Annotated in this window: 17 protein-coding genes; 7 read left to right on the forward strand and 10 right to left on the reverse strand. The window is 69.6% G+C overall.

Features of this window, described 5'->3' with window-relative positions:
* Nucleotides 1-54 precede the first annotated feature (54 nt).
* Both SSP24_RS07580 and SSP24_RS07585 read left to right on the forward strand, forming a co-directional pair.
* The gene (locus tag SSP24_RS07580; RefSeq protein WP_141308090.1) at nucleotides 55-975 is read left to right on the forward strand and encodes a zinc-binding dehydrogenase; all 921 of its coding nucleotides are present in this window, start codon (nucleotides 55-57) and stop codon (nucleotides 973-975) included.
* Complete coding sequence (locus tag SSP24_RS07585) at nucleotides 972-1958, forward strand: alpha/beta hydrolase family protein (protein ID WP_141308092.1); 987 nt, start codon at nucleotides 972-974, stop codon at nucleotides 1956-1958. The genes SSP24_RS07580 and SSP24_RS07585 overlap by 4 nt, the downstream gene beginning before the upstream one ends.
* On the opposite strand, the gene SSP24_RS07590 is transcribed toward SSP24_RS07585, so the two are convergent.
* The gene (locus tag SSP24_RS07590; RefSeq protein WP_141308094.1) at nucleotides 1933-2940 is read right to left on the reverse strand and encodes an NAD(P)H-dependent flavin oxidoreductase; all 1008 of its coding nucleotides are present in this window, start codon (nucleotides 2938-2940) and stop codon (nucleotides 1933-1935) included. The two genes, SSP24_RS07585 and SSP24_RS07590, sit on opposite strands and share 26 nt — an antisense overlap.
* A 261-nt stretch (nucleotides 2941-3201) precedes the next feature.
* Nucleotides 3202-4368, reverse strand: coding sequence for a hypothetical protein (locus SSP24_RS07595; RefSeq protein ID WP_141308096.1), 1167 nt, complete (start codon nucleotides 4366-4368; stop codon nucleotides 3202-3204).
* A gap of 276 nt (nucleotides 4369-4644) precedes the next feature.
* Here SSP24_RS07595 and SSP24_RS07600 point away from each other — a divergent pair, with 276 nt between their 5' ends.
* Nucleotides 4645-5292: a ThuA domain-containing protein gene (locus SSP24_RS07600; protein WP_141308098.1), complete on the forward strand. Its 648-nt coding sequence runs from the start codon at nucleotides 4645-4647 to the stop codon at nucleotides 5290-5292.
* Nucleotides 5293-5331: 39 nt separating this feature from the next.
* On the opposite strand, the gene SSP24_RS07605 is transcribed toward SSP24_RS07600, so the two are convergent.
* The 8 genes from SSP24_RS07605 to SSP24_RS07640 form a co-directional block, all read right to left on the reverse strand.
* Nucleotides 5332-6375: a LacI family DNA-binding transcriptional regulator gene (locus SSP24_RS07605; protein ID WP_141308100.1), complete on the reverse strand. Its 1044-nt coding sequence runs from the start codon at nucleotides 6373-6375 to the stop codon at nucleotides 5332-5334.
* A gap of 198 nt (nucleotides 6376-6573) precedes the next feature.
* The gene (locus SSP24_RS07610) at nucleotides 6574-8064 is read right to left on the reverse strand and encodes an AAA family ATPase (RefSeq protein WP_229864877.1); all 1491 of its coding nucleotides are present in this window, start codon (nucleotides 8062-8064) and stop codon (nucleotides 6574-6576) included.
* A 96-nt stretch (nucleotides 8065-8160) separates the two neighbouring features.
* Nucleotides 8161-9747: a glycoside hydrolase family 43 protein gene (locus SSP24_RS07615; RefSeq protein WP_141308102.1), complete on the reverse strand. Its 1587-nt coding sequence runs from the start codon at nucleotides 9745-9747 to the stop codon at nucleotides 8161-8163.
* Nucleotides 9744-10658: a carbohydrate ABC transporter permease gene (locus SSP24_RS07620; RefSeq protein WP_141308104.1), complete on the reverse strand. Its 915-nt coding sequence runs from the start codon at nucleotides 10656-10658 to the stop codon at nucleotides 9744-9746. Before SSP24_RS07620 ends, SSP24_RS07615 begins: the two co-directional genes overlap by 4 nt.
* Nucleotides 10658-11542: a carbohydrate ABC transporter permease gene (locus tag SSP24_RS07625; protein ID WP_141308105.1), complete on the reverse strand. Its 885-nt coding sequence runs from the start codon at nucleotides 11540-11542 to the stop codon at nucleotides 10658-10660. The genes SSP24_RS07620 and SSP24_RS07625 overlap by 1 nt, the downstream gene beginning before the upstream one ends.
* A 10-nt stretch (nucleotides 11543-11552) precedes the next feature.
* A complete protein-coding gene (locus SSP24_RS07630; RefSeq protein WP_141308107.1) occupies nucleotides 11553-12890 on the reverse strand; it encodes an ABC transporter substrate-binding protein in 1338 nt (445 codons plus the stop codon).
* A gap of 242 nt (nucleotides 12891-13132) precedes the next feature.
* Nucleotides 13133-14221: a LacI family DNA-binding transcriptional regulator gene (locus SSP24_RS07635; RefSeq protein ID WP_141308109.1), complete on the reverse strand. Its 1089-nt coding sequence runs from the start codon at nucleotides 14219-14221 to the stop codon at nucleotides 13133-13135.
* Nucleotides 14222-14345: 124 nt separating this feature from the next.
* The gene (locus tag SSP24_RS07640; RefSeq protein ID WP_174864617.1) at nucleotides 14346-15359 is read right to left on the reverse strand and encodes a hydroxyacid dehydrogenase; all 1014 of its coding nucleotides are present in this window, start codon (nucleotides 15357-15359) and stop codon (nucleotides 14346-14348) included.
* Between the two features lie 467 nt (nucleotides 15360-15826).
* Here SSP24_RS07640 and SSP24_RS07645 point away from each other — a divergent pair, with 467 nt between their 5' ends.
* From SSP24_RS07645 to SSP24_RS07660, 4 genes are read left to right on the forward strand one after another with little or no spacing between them, the layout of a single operon-like run.
* Nucleotides 15827-17176 (forward strand): extracellular solute-binding protein, encoded by a 1350-nt coding sequence (locus tag SSP24_RS07645; protein WP_141308111.1) that lies wholly within the window; start codon nucleotides 15827-15829, stop codon nucleotides 17174-17176.
* A complete protein-coding gene (locus SSP24_RS07650) occupies nucleotides 17173-18171 on the forward strand; it encodes a carbohydrate ABC transporter permease (RefSeq protein ID WP_141308113.1) in 999 nt (332 codons plus the stop codon). Before SSP24_RS07645 ends, SSP24_RS07650 begins: the two co-directional genes overlap by 4 nt.
* Nucleotides 18168-19040 (forward strand): carbohydrate ABC transporter permease, encoded by an 873-nt coding sequence (locus SSP24_RS07655; RefSeq protein WP_141308115.1) that lies wholly within the window; start codon nucleotides 18168-18170, stop codon nucleotides 19038-19040. The genes SSP24_RS07650 and SSP24_RS07655 overlap by 4 nt, the downstream gene beginning before the upstream one ends.
* A 30-nt stretch (nucleotides 19041-19070) precedes the next feature.
* On the forward strand, nucleotides 19071-20846 hold the full coding sequence (locus SSP24_RS07660; protein WP_141308117.1) for an Ig domain-containing protein: 1776 nt from the start codon (nucleotides 19071-19073) through the stop codon (nucleotides 20844-20846).

Genomic DNA, 20846 nt, shown 5'->3' on the forward strand with positions numbered 1-20846 from the left:
CATCTCCCGCCTGTTGTTGGATCGTGCGGTGGCCGCGGAGGTTGCATCCTCGGCATGCTAAGACTGATTCCCACGGGGGAAGCGGCCCGGCCCGTCGCCTTCGCCGAGGTCCCCCAGCCCGTCCCGGAGCCCGGCGAGGCACTGATCAAGGTCGAGGCGTTCGCACCGAACCGGGGCGAGACGTTCCTGCTCGAAGAGCCTGCGCCGGGGCTGTTGCCCGGCAAGGACGTCGCGGGGCTCGTCGTACAGGCCGCCGCGGACGGCTCGGGCCCCGGCATCGGCACCCGCGTGGTCGGGCATCCGGCGCAGGGCGGCTGGGCGGAGTACGCCGCCGTGCCCACACACTCTCTCGCGGTGCTCCCGGACAGCATCGACAGCGCACGCGCGGCCGCCCTGCCGCTGGCCGGGATCACCGCCCTGCGACTGCTGCGTAGAGCCGGTTCCCTGGTCGGCCGGCGGGTGCTGTTGACCGGCGCTTCCGGCGGTGTGGGCCACTACGTCACCGAGCTGGCCGCCCGGGCCGGAGCCGAGCTGACCGCGGTGACGGCCACGCCGGTGCGCGGCGAGCGGCTCGCGGAGCTGGGTGCGCAGGTGGTGCACGAGGTCGCGGCAGCTGAAGGACCGTTCGACGTCGTGCTGGAGTCCACGGGCGGGCCGGATCTCCCGGTCGCCCTGTCGAAGGTGCGCCCGGGCGGCACGCTCGTCTGGTTCGGCCAGGCGAGCCGCACTCCGGTGACCCTCGACTTCTTCCAACTGCTGGGCGGGCCCGAGCGTGTCGTGATCCAGCACTTCCACTACGCCGGCGCCCCGTACGGCTCCGATCTCGCGGCACTGGTACGACTCGTGGAACGGGGGCAGTTGCATCCGGAGATCGGCCGGATCTCGGACTGGGCCGAGACCGCCGGCAGGCTGGTCGACCTGCGAGAGCGCCGGATACGCGGCAAGGCCGTCCTGCTGACGCTAGAAGGACGATGAGCGCTTCCGAGTTCGCCGCCGCGCAGTGGACACGCGCCACCGGTGCGGGTGTCGACCCCCACGAGTACTGGCGCGTCACCGACGGCCTCACCTCCGTCGCCGACTGGGGACCGGCTTTCCTGCGCACCGGACACGCCTACCTGGAGCGCGCGCAGGACGCGGGATCGCCCCGCTCGGCGGGTGAGCAGCTGCTGATGGCTGCCCGGTGGTTCCACCTCGCTACGCTCGCGCCGTACGCGGAGGCAAGCCGTGCCGCCGCCGCGGCGGACCGCGCCTTGAGCAGAGCCCTCACCGTGCTGGAGCCCGGTGCGCGGCGCGTGAGCGGCGAGGGATTCACCGGCTGGCTGCGCGGCCCCGCCGACGCCCCCGGCACCGTGGTCGTCGTCCCCGGCCTGGACTCGGCCAAGGAAGAGTTTCTCGATCTGGCGTCCGCGCTGCTCGCCAGAGGGCTGGCAGTGTTCGCGATGGACGGCCCCGGGCAGGGCGTGCTCGCGTCCACGACGTCCCTCAGAGCGGACTACGAGCAGGTCGTCGGCCGGGTCATCGACGCCCTCGGCGTCGCACGCATCGGACTCGTCGGCCTCAGCCTGGGCGGCTATTTCGCGGCCCGGACCGCGGCGCTGGAGCCGCGCGTGGCGGCGGTCGCCACCGTCAGCGGTCCCTTCCGCCTCGACTGGGAGCAACTGCCCCCGCCGGTCAGGGACATCATGGCCCGACGCACCGGAGGGGCCGACGCCGCCCGCGACTTCGCCCGCCATGTGGACCTCACGGCCCTGGCACCCCGCATCGCGGCTCCGCTGCTGGTCGTGGACGGGGGCCAGGACGTCATACCCGGCGTGACGAACGGCGAGCCGCTGGCCCGTCTGGCACCGCACGGCACGTACCTGTCCGTCCCGCACGGCGATCACCTCCTCGGCAACGCACGGCCCGACTGGCTGCCCCACCTCACCGACCACATCACGCACACTCTGTCTGCTCGATGAGGTCCGGATTGTCCGGCCGGCGCCTTCCGGCCCAGGCCAGTGCATCCTCGGCTTGGGCAGCCAGCGTGGTGACGAGGTCGGCAGCGGAAGGCAGATCGGTGATGAGGTCGACTCCCTCGCCCGCCCAGACCGGCAGGGGTGGAATCACTCCTCTTGCCACGTCGTCCTGGTAATCCTGACGCGCCTGGGAATCGCCGGCCAGCTCGTCCTCCCGACCACGCCATCGGTCGAGATAGGGGTGGGCGAGAGTACGGGCGGTGTACTTCTCGATCGGCCAGCTCGCGCCGCGGGCGATGTCCAACACGCTGTTGCGTTCGGTGTCCTGTCCGCGTCCCTCGATGATGGCCTTGCTGATGGAGGGGTCGACCAGGGCTTCGACCGTGGCCTGGAAGCGGGTGCCGATGACAGCTCCGGCGGCGCCCAGAGCCAGGGCTGCGGCGACGCCGCGGCCGTCGGCGATCCCGCCGGCTGCCAGGACCGGAACCGGTGCCGCGAGGTCCACCACAAGCGGCACGAACGGGAGGGTGGAGCGGCCGCGGCGTGCGCCGTGGCCACCGCTCTCGGTTCCCTGCGCCACGATGACGTCGGCGCCCACGTCCACGGCCTGCCTGGCCTCGTCCAGATCGGTGACCTGAACGATCAGAACCGCGTCCGACCGGCGGATCCGATCGACGAACGGGCTCGGGTCACCGAAGGACAACATCACCGCCGCGGGATTGAACTCCAGCGCCTGCTCCACCGCGCCGGCATCGACCGCCCAGGTCAGAAAGCCGACACCCCACGGCTCGTCGGTTCCCTCCGCGACGATCGGCAGCTCTCTCTCCAGCCAAGCCCGGTCCCCGTACGCACCGCCCAGCAACCCGAGGCCGCCTGAGCGGGAGACAGCCGTTGCCAGTGCGCCTCCGGCCGAACCGCCCATCGGTGCCAGCACGATCGGGTGCCGCACGCCCAACAACTCCGTGAACTCCGTCGACAACGCCATGGCCACATCATTCCTCCGGCACCAACGGCCACGACCCGGTTCGAGGCAACGCGCCTTCGCGAGAGCACCACTCCCTCACGTTCCGTCCCTCATCTCCTGTTGACGGATTGCTCAGCCGGTGCAGCCGGGGATGCTGTCCGGCGGGGCGCAGTTGTTCGGAGTATTGCGTTTGAACCTGGCTGACGTTGAGGGTGACCGTGCCGGACTCCTCGAAGATGCCGCCTCCGTCGCCGGCCGTGTTGTCGGTGACGGTGCTGTTGTTCAGGGTCGTGGTGCCGACGGCGTTGTAGATTCCGCCGCCCTGAGCGGTGCCGCCGTCCGGAGCCTTTGCGGTGTTCCCGCTGATCTGCGACTGCTCGATCGTGGCAGTGCCGCCGAGGGCGTTGCCGATGCCGCCGCCCAGGGCGGTGCCGCCGTCGGGGGCGCGGTGTTGCCGCGCACCGTGCTCCTGCTCAGGGTGAGCGCGCCGGTGGGGCCGATGTTGATCCCGCCGGACTGGGCGGTGCCGCCGACGGCGGTGGCTTGGTTGCCGATGACTTGGCTGCGGGTCATGGACAGCGGGGCGTTGGCCGCGACTCCGCCGCTGAAGGCGAGGCCGCCCGGGGCGCTGGCGGTGTTGTCGCGGATGACGGTGCCGGTCATGATCATGTCGGGCGCTGTCGGTGCGCTGTGCGTCAGAGCGGCGCGCGCGGTGCCGCCCGGGGCGCTGGCGCGGTTGTGACTGATGATCGTGTTCCTGATCGTCGTTGGGGCGCTACTGGCATGGCCGGCGCCGAACGCGAAGCTGTCGGTGCCCGCGGCGACGCGGACGGTGTTGTGGTGGACCCGGCCACCGACGACCGTCAGCGGGCCGTCATTGGCGATGCCACCACCTGCGGCCTGGCTCGAAGAGGTGCCGGTGAAATCGGCGGTGTTGCCGCTGACTTCCGTGCTGTTCAAGGTGGCGGTGCCGTCGTTGTCGATGCCGCCGCCCTCGGCCGCGACATCGGACGTGGCGGTGTTGTTGATGACCCGGCTGTTGTTCACCGTCCTCGTGCCCGCGTTGGCGATGCCACCACCGCAGACTCCCGGCAGAAGGGGGCAGTCGGTCGCCTTGCCGCCGCTGATGGTGGCATGGCTGAGGCGGAGGGTGCCGCTCTCCGCCACCAGGAGGATGCGGAAGTCGGGGGCGGACTTGGCGCGGGTGATCGTCGCGCCGTTGCCGTCGATGGTGATGTCGCTGGTGATGGGCGGCAGCCCGTTGGCGGTGTTGCCGGGGGCGGGGGCCACCAGCCGGTAGGTGCACTTGCGGGCCGGACGGAGGGTGTCGGGACCGGGGGAGCTGTTGGCAGTGCTGATCGCCTCGACCAGCTCACGCACGGAGCACCGTACGGACACCGTCGCGGCGTGCGCGTGCGCGAGCGGGGCGGGGAGCGCCCCCGCTGCCATGACCGACAACCCTGCCGTGGCCAGGAGCCGGCCCGTATGGGCTCGCCGGGCGCCGACAACTGGTCTGCTCGTTTCGCCGCGCGGCAAGGACATCAAAGGTTCCTCCAATTCCGGTTCCCATCCAGGAACTCAGCCGATCACCTTCTCGTGCCGTCGGCTGCCTGGCGAGGCCCGTTCGAGCGAGCCGCAGCAAGATGCGCATCCACCGGTGATCCGAAACTTTCGGATCTTCCGTGAGCAGGGGACCACTGCCCCGCCCCGGCTACGCTCGGCGGCATGCTCCCCCGACTCCTCGTCCACACCCGCACCACCGCCTACCGGCACGACTCCATCCCGGCCGCCGTCGCCGCCCTCCGTGCGCTCGGGTACTTCGACGTCCACCACACCGAGGAGCCCGCCGACCTGGAGATCCCCCTGGACGGGTACGCCGCCGTCGTCTTCCTCTCCACCAGCGGCGAGGTGCTCACAACGCCCGGGCGCGAGCGGCTCGCCGCGTACGTCGAGGCGGGCGGCGGATTCGTCGGCGTACACGCCGCGGCCTGCACCGAGTACGAGTGGCCGTACTACGGCGAACTGCTGGGCGCCTGGTTCGACCGGCATCCCGCGTACCAGCCGGGCAAGGCCGTCGTCGAGGACCGCGATCACCCCGCCACCCGGCACCTGCCCGCCGTCTGGGACTTCACCGACGAGTGGTACGACTTCCGCTCCAACCCGCGAGGGGCGGTGCGCGTGCTCGTGTCCGCAGACGAGTCCTCGTACGAGGGCGGTGGCATGGGGGACGACCATCCGCTGGCGTGGTGCCGGGAGCAGGGCGCCGGGCGCGTCTTCTACACCGCGCTCGGCCACGCCTCCGAGGCCTATGCGGACCCCGACTTCCGGGCCCATCTGCGGGGCGGGATCCGATGGGCGGCGCGGCTCGGCTGACGGGCGGTCGCCCCGCCCCTTACTTGTAATACACGTGCACTACCCGCCCGGCCGAGCCGTGCTTGCCCGTTCCACCAGACGGGTCGACAGTTCCGTGCGGGTGCCCTCCGGGCGGTCGCCGTCCATCATGCGGACGAGCAGGCGCAGGGCCGTGGCCGCCATTTCCGAGATGGGCTGACGGACCGTCGTCAGGGGAGGCGCGGCCCAGCGGGCCTCGGGCAGGTCGTCGAAACCGACCACGCTGATGTCGTGCGGGACCCTCAAGCCACGCTCGGCCACGGCGCCGTACACACCCAGGGCCATACGGTCGGAGCAGACGACGACGGCCGTCGGCGGCTCGGGCAGGTCCAGGAGTTCACGCATGCGTCTGCGGGCCATGGACTCGTCGAACCCGGCGTGCCGTATGTACTCCGGGTGGTGGCGCACCCCGGCCGAGGCGAGCGCCGAGCGGTGGCCCGCGATCCTGGCGCTGCCGCTCATGGTCCGGCGGTGGCCGGCGATGACGGCGATGCGTTCGTGGCCGAGGGACAGCAGGTGCTCGGTCGCCGTCACACCGCCCTGCCAGTTCGCCGCGCCCACCGACACCACGCCGGGCGGCGGTTCGAGCACCGGGTCGATCATCACGAAGGGGATGCGGTGCTGTTCGAGCCAGGCGTACTGGGACTCGGTCAGCTCGGCGAGGTTGAACAGCACCCCGGCCGAGCCGCGCGCGGTGAGCTTGTCCAGCCAGCCGCGCTCCGGGTGGCCGGAGCGGCCGCGGGCGAGATCCGCCGAGACGACCACGTCCAGGCCCGCGTCGTGCGCCGCCTGCTCCACGCCGTGCAGCACCGCACCGGACCAGGAGCTGTCCAGCGAGTGCACGACGAGGTCGACGAGGCGGGGCGCCTTCGCCGCGTCGAGGCGCGGTCTGCGCACATAACCGAGCCGGACCAGGGCCTCCGTGACCCTGCGGCGCGTCTCGGGCGCCACGTCCTCGCGGCCGTTGACCACCTTGGACGCGGTCGGCACCGACACCCCCGCCTCCCGGGCCACCACCGCCAGCGTCGGCCCCGCCGGCGCACTCGCACTCCCCGTACGGACCATCGGGAACCACCTCTCCGGCCCGCCCGAGGGCCATCGAAAGCTGCGACCAGCACTGCTTCCCGCCCGCCGGTAGCCCCGGCCACGATAGAAAGCGCTTCCTACCCTAAGCGGGCCGCAAGCGGACGGGAAGACGCCGGGAATCACGGGAGCTGCGGTGGCCTGAACTTCCGAAACCTCGAACGGCGAAGCGGGTCCGGCTCATGCTCCGCCGTACAGGCGTCCCAGGTCGACCAGGACCACTTCGCCACGCTTGGCCGCCGCTTGCAGCTCCGGGGTGAATCCGACGCCGCTGTAGCAGGCCGGGCGGGCGTGCGTGGTGTCGATGCCGCGGGCCGCGAGGAGTCCGAGGATGTGGCGGAGCCGGTCCAGGTGTCGTACGTCCATGAGCTTGTTCCACTTCGCCTCGCCGATCGAGAGGAGGATGCCGTGGTCCTGGCCGACCGCGCCGCGTACCACGACGTCGACCTCGTGGGACGTGCGCGCGGCGGGATCGGCGACGGTCCCCGAGGTGACCTCGATGGGGAGACCACCGAAGGTGTCGGGCTCGGCGTGCCAGGAGACCCACTCGCGGCACAGCTGCTCGAAGTGCGGGCCGACGACCTTGCTCAGGAACGTGTCCCGGGACAGGAGCCAGGCCGCCTTCAGGTTGCGTCGCTCGGCCATGAGGGCCTGGTTGCGGCGTACCACCGCGTGGTGGAACGTGATCAGCGGCTCGGCGATGCGGTAGGCGCTGCGGTTGCCGCGGAAGGCGTCCGCCTCCACGGTCAGCAGTCCGCACCGCTTGAGTACTGTCAACGGCTGGGAGATGTCGGTGGCCTTGCGGCCCACCGCGCTCGCGATGCCACCGCTGGTGTGGTTGCCGGACGCGACCGCCGCGAGGACGGAGTGGTAGAGCGCGCGGTCGCGTACGTCGGGTTCGGCGGCCAGCAGAAACTCCGCCTCGCCGTGGATGGGGCGCATGGGGTTGAGGACCGTACGGCACACCCAGTCGTCGAAGTCGTCCAGCCCGTCCGGTACGTCGTCGGCCACGAACTCCCGCCGGTAGGCCGGGGTTCCGCCCACCACGGCGTGGGTGAGGACGGCGAGCCTGGGGTCGGTGATGCCCCAGAACTCGGCCGCCTCCCGGTAACCCAGGGAGTGCACGACGAGGTTGAGTCTCGCGCGGCCGTACAGCGGTGACGTGCCGGAGAGCAGACCGCCCATGAACGACATGGCGCTGCCGCAGAGGAGGATGCGGGGGTGGCGGCGCAGATCGCGACCGAATCCCGCTCCGATGGCCGCCTGGAGGCGGGAGGGGAGGGAGGTGTCGCCCCGGACCAGATACGGGAACTCGTCGATGACGATCGTGACGGGGCGCTCCGCGGCCAGGTCGAAGAGCAGTTCCAGGGCCTCGCTCCAGTGATGAGGGCGGGGTGGCACGGGAGCGTCCGTGAATCGTCCGATCTCCTCGCCGAGCAGACTCAGTGACTCGGCCCGCGTGGCCTCGACAGCGGCGAAGTAGAAGCCGTTCGTCGCTGCGGTGAGCGCTTTGAGCAGGAAGCTCTTCCCCTGTCTGCGACGCCCGGACACGACCGCGAGGCGCGGTCCCGGCTCCTCGTCGGAGACGAATGCGGTCAACTCGCTCCACTCCCATTCACGGTCGAAGATCTGGGGCGGCTTCGGGATGTTCCGGAGGGCGCGTCGTGGCATGACAACCTCGGCTTTAAAGGCGTAGTTCTAAGAAGTACATCCCTAAGAACGAAGGCGTACCTGTGCGGACACGGCCCGGGCGCCGCGTGCCCACTTTTACGGACGGCTCACCAGCCGGAACCCCCGGAAATCCGCCGTGAACGACGCATCGACGAGGTCCCGGGCGTGGATCCCGGCCATGGCTCCGGTGAAGCGCAGGCGGGAGCCGTAGTCGTCGGACAGTCGGCTGAAGTCCAGCGGTGGTCCGATCGGGGTGCGGGCGCCGTCCCGGACGTACCAGAAGCGGGCCTCGGCGTCGTCGATCGTCACGCCCAGCGTGACCGGCGCCTGCGCCTCGACGTCGACCACCGCCACCTGCCGGGCGCCCTCCTCATCCCGTTCGACCAGGCTGAGCACCGTCCGGCCGCCGCCCCGCCACTGCTGGCCGCGCTGCGGCTCGTCCTCCGGCTCCGTCCAGGTCAGGTCGAGGCTGAGGTACGCCTCGCTGTCGTAGCGCAGGACCAGACCGGCGGCCTGCGTGAAGCTGCGCGGCCGGGCGTCCACCGTCACCTCCGCCTCCGCGCGGTGCTCCGTGATCCGCTGGGCGAGCAGACTCTGCGCCCACCGCGACTCGGGTCCCTGCCGGCCGCGCAGCCGGATCCAGCCGGGGCGGCTGGTGGTGTCGGCCCAGGAGGGGTCCGGGTACTCGCGCAGGGTGCTCCACGGCCAGTCCAAGTGCGCGGAAGCTGGCGGGAGTTGGGGATTCCAGGGCTGCGTCGGTACGTCGACCTCGACCGCTGGGTGCCAGCCGCCCTGCGCCAGCCTCGGCCACCCCTCCGCGTCCCACACCACCCGCTGGATCGCCGTCTCCCGGCCGAGTGTGCAGCGCGGGCCGTGCGGGGTGTGCAGCGGACGGGCCGTCAGGTGGCTGAGCAGCCACTGCCCGTCCGCTGTTTCGACCAGCTCCCCGTGCCCGGCCTTCTGCAACGGCACCTCGGCGTCGTCCCGCGTCGTCAGCAGGGGCCGGTCGTCGAGTTCGTACGGGCCGGTCAGGTCACGGCTGCGGGCCACCCGTACCCCGTGCTCCCATCCCGTGCCGCCCTCCGCGAGGACCAGGTAGTACCAGCCGTCGCGCCGCAGCAGCTTGGGGCCCTCGATGAGCCGGTCGTGCTGCAGGAGCAGGTGCGTGTCGCCGAGCGGGACCAGCGTTTCCCGGTCCAGCTCGGTCATGACGATGCCCGCGAAGCGCCGACCCCCTGGGCGATGGTCGTTCTGGAGGTTCAACAGCCAGAGCCTGCCCTCGTCGTGGAACAACGCGGGATCGAAGCCATGGCTCGCCACCCGGCGCGGCGCCGTCCACTTCCCGGCCACGTCCGTGGCCGTGGAGACGTACGTATCCAGGTCGAAGTACGGCGTGCCGACCGAGCGCACGACGGAGTACGTCACCCAGAACCGCTCCCCGTCCCAGCTCAGGGACGGCGCCCACACGCCGCCCGAGTCGGGCACCCCGGCCAGCGAGTCCCCGGGGACCGCGCCCCGCACATGCCCCGCGTACTCCCAGTGCGCCAGGTCGCGGGAGCGGTGGATCGGGATCGTGGGGAACCACTCGAAGGAACTGGTCGCCACGTAGTACCAGTCGTCCACCCGGACCATGGACGGGTCCGGGGCGAAGCCCCGGATGACGGGGTTGTGCAGCAGCGTCACTTCAGCGCCCCCAGCGTGACGCCCGTCCGCCAGTAGCGCCGCATCGCGACCATCATGATCGCCATCGGGATGATGGACATCAGCGCGCCGGTCAGGACCAGGCTGGTGAGGTCGACGCCGGATTCGAGGCGTTTGCCGGACCAGTTGTACAGGCCCAGGTTGAGGGTCCAGTTCTCCTCGCCGCGCAGGACGGTGAGGGGGAGGAAGAAGGCGTTCCAGGTGTTGACGAAGGCGAGCAGGAACACCGTGGCGCCGCCGGTCGTCATCATGCGCAGCACGATGCTGAAGAAGATGCGCAGCTCGCCCGCGCCGTCGATGCGGGCCGCCTCCAGCAGTTCGAACGGGATGGTCGACTCCGTGTAGACCTTGGCCAGGTACACGCTGAACGGGTTGATCAGGCAGGGGATCAGCATCGCCCACGGGGTGTCGACGAGGCCGATCTCCGAGAACATCAGGTACAGCGGGAGCGTCAGCAGGGCGATCGGGATCAGGAACGAGCCCACCACGCAGGCGAACACCAGTTGGCGGCCCGGGAAGTCGAAGCGGGCCAGGCCGTAGCCGGTGGCGAGGGCGACGAGGGTGCCGCCCAGGGAGCCGACGCCCGCGTACAACAGGGAGTTGGCCGTCCAGCGCAGGAAGATGCCGTCGTCGTACGTGAAGAGCTGATGCAGGTTGTCCCACAGGTGCATGCCGGAGAACCACAGGCCGTTGCTCTGGTACAGCCCCGTGCGGTCCTTCGTGGCGGCGACGATCAGCCACCACACCGGGAACAGGCTGTAGACGCTGGCCAGCACCAGGCCGATGAGGAGGAAGCGCTGCCCGCCCCGTGAACGGGCAGCGCGGTCGGGGCGGCCCAGGCGGCGCACCGTGCGCGTGGGCGGTTTTTTCGTACGGTCCTCGGTGAGCACCATCAGTCGGCCTCCCTCGAAGTCAGCCGGTAGAAGAGGAAGGACGCGACGCCGAGGATGAGCGCGAGGAGTACCGACAGGGCCGCGGCGTAGTGGTAGTTGCCCGCGTTGAAGGCCTGGTTGTAGATGATCATGATCGGGGTGAAGCTGTCGTTCACCGTCTGCGGTGTGACGTTGCGGAAGAGGGCGGGCTCGTTGAAGATCTGCAGCATCTGGATGATCGAGAGCATGCCGGTCAGGACGAGTGCGCCGCGTACGTGCGGGATCTTGATGCTGAGGGCGATCCGGCGCTCGGAGGCGCCGTCGAGGCGTGCGGCCTCGAACAGTTCGCGGGGTACCGCCTGCAGGGCGGCGTAGATGATCACCATGTTGTAGCCGATGCCGTGCCAGGTGAGCAGGTTGCCGATGGACGGCCACACCATGGACGGGGCGAAGAAGTTCCAGTCGAAGCCCAAGGACTCGCCCAGCGGGGTCAGCGGGCCGACCTCGGGGCTGTAGAGGTTGATCCAGACGAGCGCGGCGACCACACCCGGGATCATGTACGGGACCAGCAGCAGGATCCGGAAGCCGCCGGCCGCGCGGGCGGTGACCGCGTCCAGGAGCAGCGCCAGGATCAGGCTGATCAGCAGCATCACCGGGATCTGCACACAAGCGAACAGCACCACGCGCAGGACCGAACCCATGAACGCGGAGTCGGTCAGGCCCTGCTGGTAGTTGTCGAGACCGGAGAACGTCTCCGTGGACCCGCCGAGACCCAGGCCCGAGCTCTGCTCGGTGTACAGGGACTGGTAGACGGCGTACCCGATCGGGAGCAGGTAGAGGAAGACGAAGCCGAGCTGGAAGGGCACCGTGAAGGCGGCGCCCTTCCAGCGCAGGGAGCGAATCATTGGTGAGTGCCTAGCCCTTGACGCTGATACCGCGGGACTTCAGGTCGTTGACGGTCCACTCCTGCATGTGCGCCAGGAGGTCGGTGACCTTCTGTTCCTTGTTGATGACCTTGGCCCAGCCGGCCTGCATCTCCGTGAACATGGCCGTCCAGTTCGGACCGAAGGTCCAGTCCGTGGTGACGGTGCCGAGGCTGTCGGTCACGATCTTCTGCGCGGGCTCGTAGTTGTTGCCGAGCAGCTTCTCGGAGATCGACTCGGCGACGTACGCGTTGCTGTCGGCGAGGGCCGGCATCACGCCGTTGCCGGTCTCCGGGCTCGCCATCGTCTTGACCGCGCCCGGGTCGGTCGACAGCCACAGCGCCGCCTCGGCGGCCTGCTCCTTGTGCTCGCACTGCTCCGTCACCAGGGTCACGCTGCCGGTGAGGTTGGTGCCGGCGGGCGTCTTGGGTGCCTCACCGGTGAAGGTCGGCCAGGGCGAGAGCGCCCAGTCGCCGAAGGACTCGGTGAAGTTCTGCACCATGCCGGCCATCTGCCAGGTGGAGATCTGCCGGGTCGCGGTGCCGCCCTTGTCGTAGTTGCGCTGCACGGCGGCGTAGTCGGCGAAGGACAGCTTGGAGTTGAGGTCGTTGTCGATGATCTCCTGGATCACCTCGGCGGCCTTGAGGGTGCCCTCGTCCTGGAAGTTCACCTTCCAGGAGTCGCCGTCGACGGCGTACCAGTGCGCGCCGGCCTGCATGGCGAGCACCTCCAGGGTGCTGGGATCCTCACCGGCGTAGTTGGTGATCTTGATGTTGTGCTTCTTCAGCTCCTTGCCCGCGGCGATGAAGTCGTCCCACGTGGCCGGGGGCTCGATGCCGTACTTCTCGAAGATGTCGGCACGGTAGATCGTGAAGTTCGGCGAGGAGCTCGTCGGGACGCCGTAGAGCTTGCCCTGCACCTGGGCGCTGGCCCACGAACCGGCGTTGAACTTGTCCTTCTCGCCCTCGACGTACTGGGTGATGTCGGCGAGCGCACCCTCCGCGACCCAGCTCGTCACGTACTCGGCGGTGTTCTGCACCAGGCAGGGCGCGTTGCCCGCCTTGACCGCGTTGGTCAGCTGCTTCTGCATGGTCAGCTGGTCGGTGACCTTCGTGTACTTGAGCTGGACGTCCTCGTGAGAGGCGTTGAACGCCTTCACGACCGCCTCCTGGCCGTTCGCCCAGCCCCAGAAGGGCAGGGTCACCGGGCCGGAACCCGAGGAGTCTCCGGAATCGGAGCCGGAGCCGCCGCAGGCGGCGAGCAGACCGGTGAGCGCGACACCCGCGACTGCGGCGCGGGCGAACCTTCTCCGGGGGCTGGTGAAGTTCATCGGACCGTGTTCCTTCGGAAAGTAGGCGTCTCACAACGGGGGACGCGGCGGCTCGGTACTGGCCGGCAACGGCGATCTGTGAAAACCGTCGGCTCGGTGGCGGGGGGCGGCCAGGCAGAAGTGATAGAAACCGGTTGCTGGGACGTTAGGCCGCTACCCCCGCCTCTAGCAAGAGGTGTGCGGCAATTTGTTTCGTTGGACCGGTAGAAAACGCTTACGGAAACACTCTTCGCCGCGGGCGACTAACCGTGCCGCCGGGGCGGCCGTACCGACTGGCGTACGACGACATGGGTGCCCAGCACCAGATGCTCCCCGTCGGCCCCCTTGCGCCGCCCCGCACCGCCCTCGCGCCGGTCGGCCACCGCGCGCAGGGCGACCCGGCCCATCTCCTCGTACGGCACGTGCACGGTGGTCAGCTGCGGGGCGAGCTGGGACGCCAGCGGGATGTCGTCGTAGCCGACGATCGACACGTCCTCCGGTACCCGCAGCCCGGCCGAGCGCAGCGCCTGCATGGCGCCCGCGGCGACCACGTCGGTGCCGGCGAGCACGGCGGTGAAGTGCAGCTTCTCGCGCAGGGCCGACTCCACGGCCTCGTAGCCGTGCTCGTAGTCGTACTGGCCGTGCCGCACCATGCCCGGCTCGAAGGGCACGCCGTACGCCTCGAAGGCGCGCCGGGCGCCCCGCAACCGGCCCTGTGCCGTGGTCAGTTCCGCGTGCCCCGGCAGCACCAGGATGTCCCGGTGGCCGGCGGACAGCAGATGGCTGGCCATCGCGTAGGCGCCGGACTCGTTGTCGTAGTCGACGGTCGTCGCCGGGACGGCGCCCTCCAGCGGGGGTCGGCCGACCAGGACGAGGTGGGAGCCGGCCGCGTCCAGGGAGCGGGCGAAGCGGGCCATGCGCAGCTGGTACTCGTCGTAGTCGTAGGCGCCGCCGAGCAGGACGACGGCGGCGACGCCCTGCTGGCGCATGAGGTTCACCAGGGCCAGCTCCCGCTCCGGGTCGTCGCCCGTCGTGCCGACCAGTGAGAGCCAGCCGCGCAGCGTCGCCGCGCCCTCGACGCCCTTGGCCACGTGGGCGAAGGCGGCGCCGGTGATGTTGTTGATGAGGATCGCGACCGTCGGGGTGCCGCCACCGGCCAGGGAGCGGGCGTGGGCGTTGGTGACGTAGTCCAGGTCCCGGACGACCTTCATCACCCTGCGGCGCAGGTCGTCGGAGACCGGGTAGTTGCCGGACAGCACGCGCGACACGCTCGCCACGGAGACGCCCGCGCGTTCCGCCACGTCCCGGATCGTCGCCCGGCCGGCGTCGCTCGGTGCCTTGCGCTGACTCACCGTTGCGGCTCCTTCACCGTCGTGGCCCGGACACCGGGGCGGGCGCGCTCGCCACCGGTACGGAAACCGTATCCCATCGTTTCTCCTGGCAGCAGGCCTGTGGACAGCGCTGCGGCGGTGGCCGTCAGGCGACCCGGGGCAGGTCCGCGTGGCGCACCTCGTGGGCGAGGGGACGGCCCGCGGCCAGGCGTTCCAACTCCTCGACGACGATGCGGCCGAGACGCTCCAGTTCGTTGCCGAGCGAGCCCGCGATGTGCGGGGTGAGGAAGACGTTGGGGAGTCGGTAGAGGGGCGACTCGGCGGGCAGCGGCTCGGGTTCGGTGACGTCGAGCACCGCGCTGAGGCGGCCGGAGAGCAACTCGTCGGTGAGGGCGTCGTGGTCGACGAGGGCGCCGCGGGAGGTGTTGATGAGGACGCCGCCGTCGCGGATGAGGGCGAGGCGTTCGCGGTCCAGCATGTGGTGGGTCTCGGGGATGTCGGGGGCGTGCAGGCTGACGATGTCGCTGTCGCTCAGCAGCTCCTCCAGGGACACGGACCGGGTACCGAGCGCGGCGGCCTCCGTGGCGGTCACGTAGGGGTCGTGGAGCAGCACCTCGAAGTCGTACGGGCGCAGCAGTTCGAGGAGTCTGCGGCCCACGCGTGAGGCGCCGATGACGCCGACGCGGCGGCCGAGGTTGCCGATGGCGGCGGTCTCGGCGGGGGCCGGGTGGGTGTGCGTGGCCCGGAAGCGCTCGCGGTGCGCGAAGGCGTCCTTGCCGGCCAGCAGGATCATCGCGAGCGTGTACTCCGCGACCGGCAGCGCGTTGCCGGTGACCGCGCTGGAGACGCTGACGCCGCGCTTCCACAGGGCCTCGCCGACCAGGGAGCGGACGGAGCCGGCGGCGTGCAGGACCGCGCGCAGGCCGGGTGCCGCGGTGAGGGTGTCCTCGTCGAGGTGCGGGCAGCCCCAGCCGGTGATCAGCACGTCGGCGCGGGCCAGCCGCGCCGCGGCGTCAGGGGCGGCGAAGTCCCGTACGACGAACGCGGGGTCTATCTCGGCCGTCTGCTGCAGCCGTGCCACGAGGGCCTCGGGGAACAGCAGCGGGAGATGCACCGGATCCATGGCGAACACGGCCCGGGGCAGCGGGGCGCTGGGCATGACTCTCCTGAGGGGCGAGGGGTGGGTCGGAAACATTTTCTGAAAGCGTCTTCTACCGTAGATCCGCTGTCGACAGGGGGCAATCGCCGGGCCGGGATGGAAGATCCGCAAAATTTTCGGGCCGACGGTCACGGATGCCGACGTCACGGGGGACAGGTGCTCAGGGTGCCCGTTCTGTGAGATGTGGGCAACCGGTTGTGAGGCGGCCGCCAGGTTGCGCTCCTCCGCGGCGATCCTGACATTTGCGCTGGTCAGCGGCTGGTTGAGGGGCAGTGTCGGGCCTCATGGGTCGTGTCGTCGGCATTTCGTGGACCTTTCGAAAGTGTGCGAGGACTCTTGACGTGACCTCCGGACGGGCCGAAGCTCTGGCCACTCGGTCATAGCAACCGGTTGCTACGACGTTACAGCGATCCGACCCACGATCCGGCCGAGCAAGCCGTGCTCCCCGACCAGAAGGTGAGGCGCCCATGCCTGCCCATGCCGGTGCTCCCCACAGTCGCCGACGCTTTCTCGCCATGTCGGCCGGCGGCGCCGTGGCCGGTGCGGCGGCGTTGAGCGGTTGTGCCATGCAGGTGTCGTCCGGGGTCAGCGGCAAGGGCGAGACCATCACGGCGATGGTCAACTCCGGTGACATACTCCCGGAGCAGATCAAACAGGCCCATAAGGAACTCGGCATCAAGATCAATCTGGTGAGGTACGACATCACCAAGCTGATCGCGATGCTCACCAGCGGGAACCCGCCCGACCTGGTGCGCGGCGTCGGCGCGGTGGACCTGCCGTTCTTCGCGGCGCGGGACGTGGCCGAGGAGCTGGACCCCTACTTCGCCCGCAGCAGCGTCCTCAGACTCGACGACCTGGACCCCGTCAACGACCTGTGGCGGTTCGACGGCCGCACTCAGGGCAAGGGCCCGCGCTACGGCATGGCGAAGGACTTCTCCCAGGACTCCATGTACTGGTACAACACCGCGGCCTTCGACAAGGCCGGTGTCGACTACCCGCCGGAGACCGAGCCGATCACGTTCGAGGAGTGGCTGGACAACGCCAAGCGCCTCTCGCAGCGCAAGAACGGCCAGACCACCGTGTTCGGCGGCAGCTACTGGGGGCTGACCCGGTCCACCCTCCTGGCGACCCTGACGGCGTCCGCCGGAGGCAGCCTCTTCACCGATGACTTCTCCCGGGTCGACTTCACCACCCCCGAGGCCCGCAAGGCCTTGACCTGGTGCATCGACTACTGCAAGGCCAGGGTCGGGACGAGCCTCATCCAGCCCGACCCCAACGGCTGGGACGGCCCCACCTACCAGGCCGGGCGGCTGGCCATGTCGAACTCCGGCTACTGGTTGGGCGGCATGATCTACCCCGACAAGAAGCTCGCGGAGGTGTCCCGCCTGGCGCCCGCCCCGGTCTTCGCGGGCGGCCCGCGGATCAGCGCCTGCCAGGGCGGTACCGGCCTGTGGATGCCGCGCGGGGCGAAGAACAAGGACGCCGCATGGCGGGTCTTCGAGTGGTTCTTCGGCGAGGAGCCGGCCAAGGCGCGCGCATCCGGCGGTTGGGGCATCCCGACCCTGAAGTCGCTGCGCTCGCTGATGCCGGCCCAGGAGGACTACCAGAAGCGGGTCCTGAAGGTGCAGGAGAGCGAGCTGAAGCATTTCTCGGTCGTCTCCTTCACCCCCTACACCAGGGCGGACGCACTCGACGCCCTCTTCAACCAGATCGCCCCCGCCGCGATGAACGGCCAGATCTCCGTCGACACCCTTGCCGGGCGCCTGAACTCGGCCATCAACGAGCAGCTGAAGCGCGGTAAGGAGCAGGTGGGATGACGGCTGATCAGATATCCACCGCGTTGGACCGGCCCGGTACGACCGCGACCTCCGGCCCGGCAAGGCTCGCGGACCGGCCGCGGACCTCCATGACCGCGCGCAGGCACCGGGCGTTCTACATGTTCACCTCGCCCTGGATCATCGGTTTCCTGCTGCTGACCGTCACCCCGATGGCCTACGCCCTGTGGCTGAGCTTCACCACCTTCGACGGCATCTCGCCAAATTGGCGCTACGTCGGACTCGGCAACTACCGCGAGCTGATGAACGACCCGGTGACCTGGGACGCGCTCGGCCGCACCGGCCTGTTCGCGGTGACCTCGGTGCCGTTGTCGATCATCGCGGGGCTCGGCCTCGCGGTCCTGGTCAACCGGCCGATCAAGGCACGCGGCCTGTTCCGCACCCTGCTGTATCTGCCCGCCGTGGTGCCGCCGGTGGGCGCCGGCCTCGCCTTCAAGTTTCTCTTCGACCAGAACTCCGGTGCCACCAACGGCGTCCTGACCATCTTCGGCATCGACGCCATCGGCTGGCTCGCCGACCCCTACGCCCGCTACGTACTGCTGATGACGGTGCTCTGGGCCGCCGGAAACATCATGATCATCTCGCTGGCCGGCCTCCAGGACGTACCCAGGGAACTCCATGAGGCGGCCCGCATCGACGGGGCGAGCTCCTGGCGCACCTTCCGCAGCATCACCATTCCGCTGCTGTCACCCGTCCTGCTCTTCCAGACGGTGACCGGGATGATCGCCTCGGTGCAGACGATCATGCCGCTGCTGCTGGCGCCGCTCGGCGACACGGGCGGTGTCACCACGGTCCCGCAGTCCAACTACCTGTACATGATGCACGTGTTCGCGCAGTACTTCGCGCTCGGCCGCTACGGCTACGCCTCCGCACTGCTGTGGGTGCTCTTCGTCCTGATCCTCATCGCGACCGGACTCATCTTCAAGTTCACGTCCGGCGCCGTGTTCTACAACGTCGACCCGGAGGCGAAGAAGTGACCGCCACCAGTCTGCCGCCCAAGTCATCGCTGACCGACGTGCGCGTGCGGGTGCGAGCCAAGCGCCTCGTCCTCTACACGGTCCTCGTCTCCGTCACCGGGCTGTTCCTCGGCCCCTTCGGCTGGCTGATCCTCTCCGGTCTGAAGACCCAGGGCGAACTGGCCGCCTCGCCCGTGCACTGGCTGCCCGAGGTCTTCCAGTGGCACAACTTCGCCGACGCCTTCACCCAGATCGACTTCCTCGGCTACGCCCGCAACTCCCTGATCATCGCCCTTCTCTACGCCACGCTCGTCACCCTGAGCTCGGCCTGGGTCGGCTTCGGCTTCGCCCGGCTCGACGCCCCCGGCAAGAAGGTGCTGTTCGGCGTCCTGCTCGGCTCGATGATGCTGCCCCAGATGGTCACCCTGCTGCCGACCTACCTGATCTTCGCCAAGCTCGGCATGGTCGACACGTACTGGCCGTGGGTGCTGTGGGGCCTGTCCGCGGCGCCGTATCTCGTCTTCCTCTTCCGGCAGTTCTTCGCGGGCATGCCGCGCGAACTGGAGGAGGCCGCGATCGTCGACGGCTGCGGATACACGTCGATCTTCTGGCGGATCTTCCTGCCGCAGTCCTGGCCCGTGCTGTCCGCGAGCTTCATCATCGCCTTCACCTGGACCTGGGGCGACTACATCGCCCCGCAGCTGCTGCTGTCCACCGACCGCACCACGCTCGCCGTCGCCGTGATGACCACCTACGTCAATGACGGCGGCACGCCCGTCCCCGAGCTCCAGGCCGCCGCCTCCGTGATGTACGTCGTCCCCATCCTGCTGATCTTCCTCGTCGCCCAGCGCGGTTTCGTCGCCGGGATGTCCACCTCCGGCCTCAAGTAACGCACCCCTCTTTACTTAAGGAAGCTGTTGATGAACAACACCCAGAGCACCGGCCCGTCCCGGCGCACCGTCCTCCAGGCCGCGGGCGCCACCGCCGCCGCGTACTCGCTGGTCGGCGCCGCGGCAGGCACCGCGAGTGCCGAGGACGGACGGAAGACCGACCGGCTGGTGATCCACCCCGTCCCGGGCGCACTGCCGATCAACACCACCTACGTCGTCAAGGCCCGTACCCCCGGCGGCCAGTGGAAGCCGGTGCCGGTGCTGCGCGCGGGGACGAAGACCATCAACGAGAAGACCGGCGCCGGCGTCATCCGGTACACCTCGGTCGCCAACCTCGACTTCACCGGCACCGTGGAGGTGCAGGTCACCTGGTCCCAGGGCACCATCCCCTCCGCGCGGATCCGCCCGCTGTCGTACGACATCCCGCACGAGGTGAGCGGCGACACCATCACCTTCAGCCTCACCGAGCCGCGCAACCTCTCCATCGAGATCGACGGCGACATCTACGGCAACCTGCAACTGCACGCCAACCCGATCGAGACCCGGCGGCCGGAGGAGGACGACGAGGACGTCATCTACTTCGGCCCCGGCCTGCACACCCCCGCGGGCGGTGTGGTGAAGGTGCCCAGCGGCAAGACGGTGTACCTGGCCGGTGGCGCGGTGCTCAAGGCCCGCGTGGAGTTCGTGAACGTCGAGAACGCCCGGCTGATCGGCCGGGGCATCATCTGGGACTCGGACGCCGCCACGCTGGTGCAGTTCTCCAAGAACATCGAGATCGACGGCATCCTCGCCCTCAACCCGAAGACCGGCTACTCGTGCACCATCGGCCAGTCGAAGCAGGTCACCGTCCGCAACCTGCACTCCTACAGCAACGGCCAGTGGGGCGACGGCATCGACGTGTTCAGCAGCGAGGACGTCCTGATCGAGGGCGTCTTCATGCGCAACAGCGACGACTGCATCGCCATCTACGCCCACCGCTGGGACTACTACGGCGACTGCCGCAACGTCATCGTCCGCAACTCCACCCTGTGGGCCGATGTCGCGCACCCGGTGAACATGGGTACGCACGGCAACCCCGAGAATCCGGAGACGATCGAGAACATCGTCTTCAGCAATATCGACGTCCTCCAGCACCGTGAGCCGCAGGTCCTCTACCAGGGCTGCTTCGCCCTGAACCCCGGCGACAGCAACCTCATCCGCAACATTCGCATCCAGGACGTCCGGGTGGAGGACTTCACCTGGGGCCAGCTGTTCAACATGCGGGTCATGGCCAACCGGTACAACGCCTCGCCCGGCCGCGGCATCCAGGACGTCTACGTCCGGAACCTGACCTACAACGGCAAGAACGCCATCATGCCGATCGTCGTCGGCTACGACGCGGACCGCCCCATCAAGAACCTCACCTTCCAGAACCTCCAGATCAACGGCACGGTCATCCACGACAAGATGCGCAAGCCCGGCTGGTATCTGACCCCGGACATGGTCCCGATGTTCGTCAACGAGCACGTGAAGGACCTCCGCTTCCTGGACGCCGACACACCGGCCGCCACGGTGGCCTCCGAGATCACCAGCGCGGGCGAGGTGACGGCCACCAAGAAGCGGATCGTCCACCACCTCGTCACCGCGACCGCGCTGCCCACGTCGTTCGGCGCCGAGGGGCTGCCGCAGGGCATGCAGATCGACGAGAAGACCGGCCTCATCTCCGGAGCCCCGGGGCGCCGCGGCACCTACACGGTCACCGTCTCGGCCACCAACAGCGTGGGTACGGCGACCCAGACCCTCAAGCTCACCGTGCAGAACCCGTAA

It is taken from the genome of Streptomyces spinoverrucosus, assembly GCF_006539505.1.
Lineage (GTDB): Bacteria > Actinomycetota > Actinomycetes > Streptomycetales > Streptomycetaceae > Streptomyces > Streptomyces spinoverrucosus.